The 11,766-nt window shown below is 63.8% G+C and carries 12 protein-coding genes; 7 read left to right on the top strand and 5 right to left on the bottom strand.

Going from position 1 to position 11,766, the window contains the following annotated elements:
- Positions 1-31: 31 nt before the first annotated feature.
- Complete coding sequence (locus ACFQDL_RS09830; RefSeq protein WP_379908846.1) at positions 32-1,150, bottom strand: CYTH domain-containing protein; 1,119 nt, start codon at positions 1,148-1,150, stop codon at positions 32-34.
- A gap of 201 nt (positions 1,151-1,351) precedes the next feature.
- Between ACFQDL_RS09830 and ACFQDL_RS09835 the strand changes: the two genes are divergently transcribed.
- The 7 genes from ACFQDL_RS09835 (at position 1,352) to ACFQDL_RS09865 (ending at position 8,281) form a co-directional block, all read left to right on the top strand.
- The gene (locus ACFQDL_RS09835; RefSeq protein WP_379908847.1) at positions 1,352-2,032 is read left to right on the top strand and encodes a TIGR00153 family protein; all 681 of its coding nucleotides are present in this window, start codon (positions 1,352-1,354) and stop codon (positions 2,030-2,032) included.
- 23 nt (positions 2,033-2,055) lie between these two features.
- On the top strand, positions 2,056-3,321 hold the full coding sequence (locus tag ACFQDL_RS09840; RefSeq protein ID WP_379908848.1) for an inorganic phosphate transporter: 1,266 nt from the start codon (positions 2,056-2,058) through the stop codon (positions 3,319-3,321).
- A 139-nt stretch (positions 3,322-3,460) separates the two neighbouring features.
- Positions 3,461-4,627, top strand: a complete 1,167-nt coding sequence (gene argE / locus ACFQDL_RS09845) for an acetylornithine deacetylase (protein WP_379908849.1) — start codon at positions 3,461-3,463, stop codon at positions 4,625-4,627.
- 1 nt (position 4,628) lies between these two features.
- Complete coding sequence (gene argA, locus ACFQDL_RS09850; RefSeq protein WP_379908851.1) at positions 4,629-5,975, top strand: amino-acid N-acetyltransferase; 1,347 nt, start codon at positions 4,629-4,631, stop codon at positions 5,973-5,975.
- A gap of 254 nt (positions 5,976-6,229) precedes the next feature.
- On the top strand, positions 6,230-7,294 hold the full coding sequence (locus tag ACFQDL_RS09855) for a YjgN family protein (RefSeq protein ID WP_379908852.1): 1,065 nt from the start codon (positions 6,230-6,232) through the stop codon (positions 7,292-7,294).
- Entirely contained in the window at positions 7,269-7,487 is a 219-nt protein-coding gene (locus ACFQDL_RS09860; RefSeq protein WP_379908854.1) for a DUF7092 domain-containing protein, read from the top strand. Before ACFQDL_RS09855 ends, ACFQDL_RS09860 begins: the two co-directional genes overlap by 26 nt.
- 89 nt (positions 7,488-7,576) lie before the next feature.
- Positions 7,577-8,281, top strand: coding sequence for a M48 family metallopeptidase (locus ACFQDL_RS09865; RefSeq protein WP_379908855.1), 705 nt, complete (start codon positions 7,577-7,579; stop codon positions 8,279-8,281).
- A 39-nt stretch (positions 8,282-8,320) separates the two neighbouring features.
- On the opposite strand, the gene ACFQDL_RS09870 is transcribed toward ACFQDL_RS09865, so the two are convergent.
- The 4 genes from ACFQDL_RS09870 to ACFQDL_RS09885 form a co-directional block, all read right to left on the bottom strand.
- Positions 8,321-9,685 (bottom strand): ATP-binding protein, encoded by a 1,365-nt coding sequence (locus ACFQDL_RS09870; protein WP_379908856.1) that lies wholly within the window; start codon positions 9,683-9,685, stop codon positions 8,321-8,323.
- A complete protein-coding gene (locus tag ACFQDL_RS09875) occupies positions 9,685-10,368 on the bottom strand; it encodes a response regulator (protein ID WP_379908857.1) in 684 nt (227 codons plus the stop codon). Before ACFQDL_RS09875 ends, ACFQDL_RS09870 begins: the two co-directional genes overlap by 1 nt.
- Before the next feature lie 11 nt (positions 10,369-10,379).
- Positions 10,380-10,784 (bottom strand): PepSY domain-containing protein, encoded by a 405-nt coding sequence (locus ACFQDL_RS09880; protein ID WP_379908859.1) that lies wholly within the window; start codon positions 10,782-10,784, stop codon positions 10,380-10,382.
- A gap of 256 nt (positions 10,785-11,040) precedes the next feature.
- Complete coding sequence (locus ACFQDL_RS09885; protein WP_379908860.1) at positions 11,041-11,592, bottom strand: glycine zipper 2TM domain-containing protein; 552 nt, start codon at positions 11,590-11,592, stop codon at positions 11,041-11,043.
- Between the last annotated feature and the right edge of the window lie 174 nt (positions 11,593-11,766).

Genomic DNA, 11,766 nt, shown 5'->3' on the forward strand with positions numbered 1-11,766 from the left:
CGACACCTGGACCGGTCCCCCAACGGACAGTTTAAAGCGGCAGCTTATCAAGCTCCGGGGTGAAAAACGCCAACGGCTGCTGCGCTGTCGCAACGTCTGCGGCCCGATTCAGCAGCCGGCTGCACTCGAGCAGCAGCAGGCCCGGCTCCGGTGCACGCAACAGCGCATCGAGACGTCGCAGCGCGACGGGCGCCTGTTGCGCACTCCAGCCTGCAACCTGGGACTCGTCGAGCATCGCCAGCAGGGTGCGCCAGGACAGCGCCTGATCGAGTGCGCAGTTCAGAAGACCCAGACGCGACAGCAAGGACTCGCTTTCGCCCGACAGCAGCGGCGCAAAGCAGGCCAGCGAGGCCCTGAGGCGCTGCAGTGCCTGCGCCGCCAGCGTTGCGCCCAGCCAGTCCTGGTTGTCGCGCCAGAGTTCCAGTCCGCGGCTGACGTCATTGAGAGCATGCTCGGCCAGTGCCTGGAAGGCCTCGCCGGCACGCATCGTTTCGGTCACCGGCGATGCCCCGGACATTGCCGGCTGCTCGGCGGTCAGGAGGCGATAGCCGCGCTCGGCCTTGCTGATATCGCTGATCAGCAACGGCACCGCGCCGGCCAGCTCCAGTGCCGCCGCGTAGAGCTCTGCAGGCTCACCCTCCTTCAGTTCCAGCTCGACCTCGCACAGCAGCTCGTGACCCTTATGACCGTCCCGGGCGACAGCCGTGACCTCCCCCTGATCGAGGGCGATCTCGATCAGGGCACCGTCGCGTCGCAGCAGCCAGGTCGTGCGTTCGAAATCGGTGCGAAAGACAGGCCCGATGCACTGCAGCACAGAGTCGGACGCCAGACGTCCGGGCCATCGGGCCGTTTTCAGCAGCTCTTTGTCCAACTCGTTGCCGGCAAGATCCCATTCCCACTCGTTGCGCTGATGCAGCCCGCCCTGGCTGGCTCCCCGGGTTTTGAGGGTCTGGATATGGCGACCGTCCTGCTCGCGGATGCGAAGCGCCACGCCCGCAGCCGTCAGCGCCAGGTCCGGTGTGTCGAAATACTGGTTGTGCAGCGCCCGGCGGCCGCAATACTCGGCCTCCTCGACCAGCAATGGCAGTCGCTGCAGCCGTTTCACCTGGTCCTGCGCCAGGCAGAGCTTGAGTTCTATTTCCCGCGCCATCTTCTTCGTCTCTCCATTCGGCCCAGGCCCCAGTGTAACCGGCCCGACAGCAACTGCGTAGGGCCATTGCCGCGCACCAGCAGTACGAAAACCGGGACAGAGATCATGAATTCGTTAAAAAAAGATTAAGCTTTGACTACAACCACGCTTTTACCGCACTTATACTTGCGCCCGAAGTCGTGACAACCAACAGGGAACCCCATGGTAACCAACAATCCGATCCTGCAGATGTTTGCGCGCTCGCCGTTCAAACCGATGCAGGAACACATTGCCAAGGCACATGCCTGCGCCCTCGAGCTGGTCCCCTTCTTCGATGCCGTGATGGCCAACGACTGGGAAAAAGCCGAGGCCGTCCAGCAGAGGATCGCCACGCTGGAGCATGAAGCGGATGCGTTGAAAAAGGATGTTCGCGCCCACTTGCCCAACAGCATTTTCCTGCCGGTGCCCCGCTCGGACCTGCTCGACCTGCTGCGCATGCAGGACAAGATCGCCAACCGGGCCAAGGATATCGCCGGCCTGATGCTGGGTCGCAAGATGGAAATTCCGGCGGCGATCCAGCCGCAGATGAAGACCTTCGTGCGCGGAGCACTGAAAACCTCTGCCCAGGCCCTGACCGCCCTGAATGAGCTCGACGAGCTGATCAGCTCCGGGTTCGGCGGCCACGAGGTCAACACGGTGGAAAACATGATCCACGATATCGACGACTACGAGCATGATGCCGACGACCTGGAACGTGAAATCCGCAGCGCCCTGTTCCAGGTGGAAAAAGAGATGCATCCGCTGGATGCGATGTTCCTCTACAAGGTGATCAACTGGATCGGTGATCTCGCCGACCGGGCCCAACAGGTAGGCGGACGCCTGCACCTGCTCCTGGCCCGCTAAGCCCCCGTACCAAGGAATCCAACATGAGCATCATTGCGCAATACGGCGACATTATCGTCATTCTTGCCTGCATCTTCGGTTTCTTCATGGCCTGGGGCGTCGGCGCCAACGACGTGGCCAACGCCATGGGCACTTCCGTCGGCTCCGGCGCCCTGACCCTGAAACAGGCGATCCTCATCGCCATTATGTTCGAATTTCTCGGCGCCTATCTGGCCGGCGGTGCCGTGACCGCCACCATCCGCAAGGGCATCATCGACCCGGCCCTGCTGTCGGGCTCGCCGGAACTGCTGGTCTACGGCATGCTGGCCTCGCTGCTGGCCGCAGGCCTCTGGCTCCTGATCGCCACCCACTACGGCTGGCCGGTCTCGACCACCCATTCCATCGTCGGCGCCATCGTCGGTTTCGCCGCCGTCGGCATTTCGGTCGAAGCGGTACAGTGGGGCAAGGTCAGCAGCATCGTCGCGAGCTGGGTGGTATCGCCACTGACGGCCGGCGTGATCGCCTTCTTCCTGTTCAAGAGTGTGCAGCGCCTGATCCTCGACACCGCAGATCCCTTCGCCAACGCCAAGAAGTACGTGCCGGCGTACATCTTCCTGGTCGGCTTTATCGTCGCCATGGTGACGTTCACCAAGGGACTCAAGCACGTCGGCCTGCACCTGAGCTGGGGCCAGAGCGCACTGGCCTCGATCCTGATCGGCATTCTCACCATGCTGGCCGGCATCTGGCTGCAGCGCAATATCAAGCCCAACGCCGCAGCCGACCGTGACTACCACTTCTCCAGTGTCGAGAAGATCTTCGGCATCCTGATGATGTTCACCGCCTGCGCCATGGCCTTTGCCCACGGCTCCAACGACGTCGCCAATGCCGTCGGTCCGCTGGCTGCCGTTGTCGGCGTCGTCGCCGCCGGTGGCGAAGTGGCCCAGAAGACAGCGATGCCGGCCTGGATCCTGCTGCTCGGCGGCGGCGGCATCGTCGCCGGCCTGGTGATGTACGGCCACAAGGTCATCGCGACCGTCGGCAACAACATCACCGAGCTGACCCCGAGCCGGGGCTTTGCCGCAACTCTTGCCGCCGCCACCACCGTGGTGGTCGCTTCCGGCACCGGCCTGCCGATCTCGACCACCCACACCCTGGTCGGTGCGGTGCTCGGCGTCGGTATCGCACGCGGCCTGGCGGCACTCAACCTGAGAGTCGTCGGTACGATCTTCGTGTCCTGGATCGTGACGCTGCCGGCCGGTGCGCTGCTGGCGATCATGTTCTTCTTCATGTTCAAGGGGATGTTCAGTTAAGGGTGTCGCGTCACCGCCATGGATGGCGGGTGTGCTGACAACGCAGGAGCAGTTGTCAGTAGACGCGTGACGCGACCATGGAATACCGACCTCAAAGGCTGCACAATAGGCACACGCCATTCTGCAGTCGAGGTCGACCATGCCCGCCATCCCCGATCTGGTAACCATGCTCCGTGAACTGATCGCGACCCCGTCGATCAGCTGCACCGCGCCTGACTGGGACCAGAGCAACCTCGGCGTCATTGAAAAACTCGAAAGCTGGCTCTCGGAGCTCGGTTTTCGTACCGAAGTCATGCCCATCACGGGCTTTCCCGGCAAGGCCAACCTGATCGCGACGCTGGGCACCGGTCCCGGCGGCCTGGTGCTCTCGGGCCACACCGATACCGTGCCCTGCAACGCCGAGCTCTGGCACAGCGACCCCTTCCGTCTCGACGAGCGCGACAACCGCTTCTACGGTCTCGGCACCTGCGACATGAAGGGCTTTTTCCCGCTCGCGATCGAGGCCGCCCGCCGCTTCGTCGACCAGCCGCTGCAGCAACCGCTGATCATCCTCGCAACGGCCGATGAGGAGAGCTCGATGAGTGGCGCCCGGGCCCTGGCCGAAGCCGGACGCCCCAAGGCGCGCTATGCGGTGATCGGCGAGCCGACCGGCATGAAGCCGATCTATATGCACAAGGGCATCATGATGGAAGCGGTCAGGATCACCGGCCGCGCCGGCCACTCCTCGGACCCGAGCCTGGGCGCCAGCGCGCTGGAAGCGATGCACGGCGTCATGGGCGAACTGATCGCTTTCCGTCGCGAGCTGCAGCAACAGTACCGCCAGAGCGACTTCGCCGTTTCGGTGCCGACACTGAACCTCGGCTGTATCCACGGCGGCGACAACCCGAACCGGATCTGCGGCCGCTGCGAGCTGGAGTTCGACCTGCGCCCGCTGCCGGGCATGAGTATCGACGTGCTGCGCGAGGCGATCCACAAGCGCCTGGCGCCGCTGCAGCAGCCCTATGGTGTCAGGATCGAGGTCGAGGCGCTGTTCCCGGGCATTCCGTCGTTCCAGAACGAACGCACCTCGGAACTGGTACGGACCGCCGAGCAGCTTACCGGGCACCCGGCCGAAGCGGTCGCCTTCGGCACCGAAGCCCCCTTCCTCAAGGACCTGGGGATGGACACCATTGTCATGGGGCCTGGCCACATCGACCAGGCCCACCAGCCCGACGAGTACCTGGGTTTCGACCAGATCAAGCCGACCGTCGCGATACTGGAAAACCTGATTCAGAAATACTGCCTGCAGGGCACAGCGGACACCTGAAGTGATTAACGAACTACAGCAATACGTCAACTGGTTTCGCCACTCGTCCCCCTATATCAATGCCCATCGCGGCAAGACGTTCGTGCTGATGCTCGGCGGGGATGCGGTGGTCGATGCGAACTTCGCCAACATCGTCCACGATATCGCGCTGCTCAACAGCCTTGGCGTGCGCCTGGTGCTGGTCTACGGTTCACGCCTTCAGATCGAGCAGCGCCTGGCCGCCCGCGGCATCGAATCGCGGCTGCACCACGACATGCGCATCACCGACAGCGAAACCCTCGAGTGCGTGATCGAGGCCTGTGGCTATCAGCGCGCCCTGATCGAGGCCCAGCTGTCGATGGGGCTTGCCAACACGCCGATGCACGGCGCCCGTATCCGCGTCTGTTCCGGCAATTTCGTCACCGCCCGCCCCTATGGGGTCTACGAGGGCGTCGACCTGCTGCACACCGGTGAGGTACGTCGCATCGACAGCAAGGCGATCGGCCGTCACCTCGACCATGGCGAGATCGTGCTGCTGTCCAATATCGGCTACTCGCCGACCGGCGAGATGTTCAACCTGGCCATCGAGGAGGTCTCCACCGCCGCCGCCAGGGCGCTGGAGGCCGAGAAACTGATTCTGTTCGGCGCCGACAAGGGCGTGTTCGACAGCCGCGGCGAGCTGCGCAGCGAACTGTTGGCCCGCACGGCTGAGCGCATGGTCAATCAGTACCTGCACCGAATGGAGTCCGAAGCCCCCGACCAGGAATACACCGAACTTGCCCGCCAGCTCGAAGCGGCGGTCGAAGCCTGCAATCTCGGCATTCCCCGTTGTCACCTGATCAGCTACCAGGAGGACGGCGCCCTGATCTCCGAACTCTTCACCCGCGACGGGTCCGGTACCATGGTGATCCGCGAATCCTACGAGCAGGTTCGCCAGGCCACGATCGAGGATGTCGGCGGCATCATCGAGCTGATCGCCCCGCTGGAACAGGCAGGCATTCTCGTGCGCCGTTCCCGCGAGCTGCTCGAGGCCGAGATCGAGCAGTTCACCATCGTCGAGCGCGACAGCGCCATCATCGCCTGCGCGGCGCTCTACCCCTTTACGGACGAGGCGATCGGCGAGCTGGCCTGCGTCGCCGTCTCCAGCCTCTACCGCGGCGGCGAACGCGGCGACATGCTGCTCAACGCCGTCGAGGACCGGGCCCGGGAGCTGGGCCTGGAGCGCCTCTTCGTGCTGACCACCCGCACTGCCCACTGGTTCGTCGAGCGCGGCTTTGCCGAAGCCTCGCTGGACAAGCTGCCGGGCAGGCGCCAGGAACTCTACAACTACCAGCGCAACTCCAAGGTGTTTATCAAAAAGCTGGGGTGACGGGTTACGCGTTACGCGTTACGCGTGGGTAGGATGGGTCAAGCGATGCAACGACACTATCCTCCAGTTCCCTCGCGGCCCGGGCATCGCGGACCCATCATATCGATCGTATTGCAGATCGATTTGTCACCGGCGGCACGACAACCGGCGACAGCCAGGGTGACGGTGGCAAGATGCGGCTGCCTGGTCCAGAATTGTACGAGTCGCAGGAAAGCGACTCTCTTTCATCCAACGCTACCAGGGAAGGTTCCGTTATGAACTGCTCAGCCCCCGCTGCGTCCGGATCGCTCCGGGCCGCTCCCCGTCGCCTGCCGTTCGAGTTCAGCGGCGACACCCGGGAATATTTCCGCATCTGGATAATCAACCTGTGCCTGACCGTCCTGACCCTTGGCCTCTATTCCCCCTGGGCCAAGGTACGCAAGATGCGTTACTTCTATGGCCATACGGCCCTGGACGGCAGCAGTTTCGAATATACCGCCGACCCCGTGACCCTTCTCAAGGGGCGGCTGATCGCAGTTGCCGCGCTGGCACTCTACGCCCTCTGCACCACCTACCTGCCGCTTATCGCACCGCTGTTCGGCCTGGCATTCATCGTCGCGATGCCCTGGCTGATCGTGCGATCGCTGCGGTTCGGACACTATCACAGCCGCTACCGCGGCATCCGTTTCGATTTCGACGGCCAGTATCGCAATGCAGCCATCTGGTACCTGCTCGGCCCCTTGGCCAGCGTCCTGACCCTGGGTCTGGCCATTCCCTACTTCGCTTGCCGACAGCAGCAGTGGCTGGTACGCAACAGCCGCTTCGGCACCAGCCGCTTCGACAGCGACCTGAGGGTCGGCAGCGTCTACGGCGTCTATATCATCGGGCTCGGCATCGGCCTGCTCGGGTTCCTGATACCGGCCCTGCTCGGTACCGCGTCAGTGCTGCAACCCGGCACCGGCAGCCTACTGGCCCCACTGTTCGGGCTGCCGTTCTTCTATCTGGCCGGTGTCTTCGTCAGGACCCGGATCACCAACCTGACGCTGAACCATGCATGCCTCGACGAACACCGCTTCGAGAGCCGGATGGAAACCCCGGCGATGTGCTGGCTGCTGGTGACCAATACCCTGGCGATCCTGTGCTCCTTCGGCCTGCTGATCCCCTGGACCCAGATCCGCATGGCACGCTACCGGGCCGACTGTACCGAAGTGTGCCGGCCGTCGAGCCAGATCACTTCATCCAGGCTCAGGAAGCACAGCTCAATGCCCTGGGTGAAGAGCTCGGCGAGGCCCTGGATATCGAAGTCGGCCTCTGATGCAGATCGAGGGCTTTATCTATGACGGCGACAGTTCGGCCCGGCAACCGGGTACGCTGGAAGTCGATGACTCGGGCCGGATACTGTTGCCGGACGGCACCCGGCTAGACTGGCGCGCGCTCCACTGCAGCGAAGCCGTCGGCAGCGCCCCCGTTATATCGCCCTGCCAGACGGGCGCCGCTTCGAGACCCGCGACCACCGCCAGCTCGACCTGCTAGACCGGCGCTTTGCCCCCGGACGTGCCGGTCACCGACTGCACTGGCTGGAGGGCCGTCTGGCCTGGACGCTGGCGGCCGCGGTTCTGACGGTGCTGGTCTGCGGCGCCGGCCTGCGCTACGGCTTGCCCGCACTGGCCCGCCAGGCCGCCTTCTCGCTGCCGGCCAGCGTCGCTGAACACAGCAGTCGGCAGACGCTGGCAGCGCTGGACCGCTGGCTGTTCGAGCCATCGCTGCTGCCGGAAGAACGGCGGCAGCAGGTGGAGGCGCTGTTCGACACCCTGGTCGCCGACCTGCCCGGCGACTTTCATTACCGACTGGCGTTCCGCCGCTCCGAGGAGGTCGGCGCCAACGCCTTTGCGCTCCCCAGCGGCCAGATCGTCGTCACCGACCAGCTGGTCGAGCTGGCCGCCGACCCCGATGCCCTGGCCGGCGTACTGGCCCATGAGATCGGTCACGTGCGCGAGCGTCACGGCCTGCGCAGGGTGCTGCAAAGCAGCGCCCTGCCACTGCTGCTGATCGCCGTCACCGGCGACCTCAATGCCGCCGGCTCGGTGCTGGCGGCACTGCCGACGGTACTGGTGGAAAGCCACTACTCCCGCCGTTTCGAACGGGAAGCGGATCGCTACGCGCGTGAAAGCCTGCTGCGTCAGGGCCGCGACCCGTCGCGGCTGGCCGGGTTGCTGGACAAACTGCAGCGCCAGCGGAAAAGCGGCGTGCAGCTGCCGGGCTGGCTGAAAAGCCATCCGGACAACGACGAACGCCGGGCACTGCTCCGCGCAACCGATGTGCAATGAATGGTGCGGTTCGTTGCACTCACCAGCACCCTACCGCAGCTACACCGCCGGCAGCGTCAGACTGAAGCGGGCACCGCCCAGCGGTGCCTCGCCGATGCACAGCTCGCCGTCGTAGCTGCTGAGGATATCGACGGCTACGGCCAGGCCGATGCCCTGTCCCGGGGCCGAGGTGTCGAGACGGGCGCCACGCTGAAGCACCGTATCGCGCCGCTCGGGCGAAACCCCGGGACCATCGTCGTCGATATCGATCTGCAAATCGCCGTCCTGCAGCGAAGTTCCGACCCGGACCTGCCGTTTGCCGTACTTGCAGGCGTTTTCAAGCAGATTGCCGAGCAACTCCATCAGGTCGCGTTCGTCACCGGCGAATTTCAGTCCGGGCTGCTGCTGCAAATCGATCTCGACCCCCTTGTCTCGATAGACCTTCATCAACGCGCCACTGATCCGCTGCAGTACCGGCCCGATCTCGACGCCGGCCGCCATTGGCCGGCCGTTGCTTTTAACGGCACGAGCCAGCTGGTACTGGACGATCTGATCCATGCGTTCGATCTGCTCGTCGACGATGGTGCGGTAGGCGTCATAGGGCAGCGCCTCTTCGGCCGAGCCGCGGATCACCGCCAGCGGCGTTTTCAGGCTGTGGGCCAGGTCGCCCAGGGTATTTCGGTAACGCTCACGCTGACGGCGTTCGCTGTCGAGCAACAGGTTGAGGTTGGCGGTCACGGGCTGAACCTCGAGCGGGTAGCGACCGCCGAGGCGGTCGGCGTCGCCGCTCTCGATCCGTTTCAGGTCCCGCGCCAGGCCGTCGAGGGGCTTGAGGCTCCAGCGCAGAATCACGTACTGCACCAGCAGCGCCAGCAGAAACAGCAGGCTGAGCCAGCCCACCAGCTGGTTGCGATAGGCCTGCAGCTCCTTCAGCAATGGGGTATCGGTTTCCAGCACGTTGATCAGGAAATGGTGTTCGCGCCCGCCACCCTCCCAGACGACCGGATACTGATACAGATAGAGGCCATGCTCGGGCAGGTGGGCGAACAGCACCTGCCCGGGCCTGAGAGGTGCATCGTCCAGCGCCAGCAACAAACCGGCGGGCAGTAGCATACTGGACTCGGAACGCCACTGCAGAGCGCCGCTCTGGCTCTGGATAACACCGTAAAGCCCGGACTCGAGCTGACCGAAACGGGGCTCGCGCAGAGTCTGGGGGATACTCATGCGCCCGCTCTGGAATTCGGCGGCCCCGAGCAGCAGATAGACCTGCAGCTTGAGCCGTTCCCGTTCCGCCGTTTCCAGACTATGGAGAAAAGCGTTCTGCAGGGCGAACCAGGCACTGAAAAAGACCACCGGCAACAGGCTGCAGGAGAAAACCAGCAGCCGTGCCCGCAGCGAGCGCACCCGGGGCCAGCGCAGACGCATCAGGCGTCGGCCGGCGCCAGGTCGAAACGGTAGCCGAGGCCCCGTACCGTGGTGATCGGCTGCAGTGTCTGCTCGGGATCGAGCTTCTGACGCAGACGGCGAATAAAGACCTCCAGCACATTGCTGTCGCGGTCGAAATCCTGATGGTACAGATGCTCGGTCAACTCGGTCTTGGAGATGGTTTTGCCGGCATTCAGGATCAGATACTCCAGCGTCCGGTACTCGTAGCTGGTCAGCTTGACCGGCCGGTCATTGAGCGTCACGACCCGGCCTGCGGTATCCAGCGCAATGGGGCCATAACGCATCACCGGGGTCGCATGGCCGGCGGCGCGACGCAGCAACGCATTGAGACGCGCCACCAGTTCCTCGATATGAAACGGCTTGACGAGATAATCGTCGGCTCCGGCCTCGAGCCCTTCGACCTTGTCCTGCCAGTCGCCGCGGGCGGTCAGAATCAGCACCGGAAAGGTCTTCTGCGCTTCGCGCCAGCTTCGTATCACATCGACACCGGGCAACTTCGGCAATCCCAAATCCACCACCGCCAGATCGTAGGGATATTCGAGCCCCAGAAACTCCGCATCCTCGCCGTCCGCGCTTTCTTCCACCGTGTAACCGCGACTTTCCAGCGCCGTTTTCAGCTGGCGCCTCAGGTCGTTGTCATCCTCGACTATCAGTACTTTCATCCGCTTCTACCTCAGGGATTAATGATCTGTCCCGACTGCGCATCGACCAGCACTTCGCGGACCCGGCCTTCATGGACCAGACGGATGCGATAAGCCGTCCGGCCCTGGGACTCGATCGCCGTGGCCTTGACCACCTGCCCCTTGTAACGGCTCCGGACCAGCTCCACCGCCTGCTGCAAGCTGACCTCCTGCTGCGCCACACTCAGGCGCCGCGACTGCCCGGGCGGCGTCACCATCGCCGTCACCGGCTGCACACCGGACAGCAGCGCCGGGCCGTCAGCATGTCGCGACAGCAGCAGCGCGCCGGGTGTCGTGGCCGCTTCGGCACGGGCAAGCGGTGACAGCAGCAGGCAGAAGCCGAGCCCGACAACCGCCAGCAGGGACGGTACGGGGTGCCAGTGCGACATTCGCAACATCAGGTTGTGCTCCTCTTGTTCCGCCCCCGGCTGAGGCATTATCAAGCCGGTATGAAAATACCGTTCATGTCCACATGATGCGTGGAGGCATCATCATTGGCCGAAGGCCAATGCGAGCCCTTGAAATTCAAGGGGTTTCGCAAAATTCCGCCCGGTTTTCAAGGGCGGTCACGCACATGCATCCATGCGTGCGCGACATACCGTACATCCTGTACATAACAATTAAATAGGCAAGGATGGCTATTTAATTGCCGGGTTAATAGCCGTGCCAGTGAACCGGCGACACATCGACTCTGACCCTGATACGTTTGCCGGGGTGGCGTTCGGTACGGGTATGGTAGATCCGGCCACGATAACGATAGCGGACCTGGTAGCCGGTAACGGCTTCATGATACTCAAAATCGGGCTCGACGGCACAGCGACGCTCCGTGACGTAACGGCTGCGATGGTGTCTCTGAGCCGCCAGTTCATGCCCCAGCGCCGCGCCTACGGCGGCACCGACCAGGGTACCGGCCCGAGGGTCACGCTCACCGAACTCATGTCCGACGACACCGCCGATCACAGCGCCCATCACGGCGGCGCCGGCCCGGTCTCCAGGATGCGCCCCGTCAACCCGGACCCGCTCGTCCCAGCAGACTTCGCGCTCCACCCGCACCCGCTGCCGCCGCACGATCGGGTCGACATCGATCACCCTGGCATAGTCGTAACCGCGGCCATCACGATGATGATGACGATGACCGTTATCCGCCTGAGCCGGGGAAGCCAACAACAGGGCGACCACCAGAGCGGATATCAGTGTGCGCAGCATGGTCAGCCTCCTAGTCCCGGCCGGACATGTCTCATTCTGGAGACCACTCTAGTCGCAAGCGGCTGAATCCGGCATGAACTTTGGGAAAGCCACAGGCTAGTGTACTGTTTCACCCTAATAGATACTTATAGAGCCCGCCAAGGGGCCGTCCGCGGTGTTGCATTTTCTCGACAT

Origin of the sequence: Marinobacterium aestuariivivens, assembly GCF_042661465.1 — a bacterium.
Classification (GTDB): domain Bacteria; phylum Pseudomonadota; class Gammaproteobacteria; order Pseudomonadales; family Balneatricaceae; genus Marinobacterium_A; species Marinobacterium_A aestuariivivens.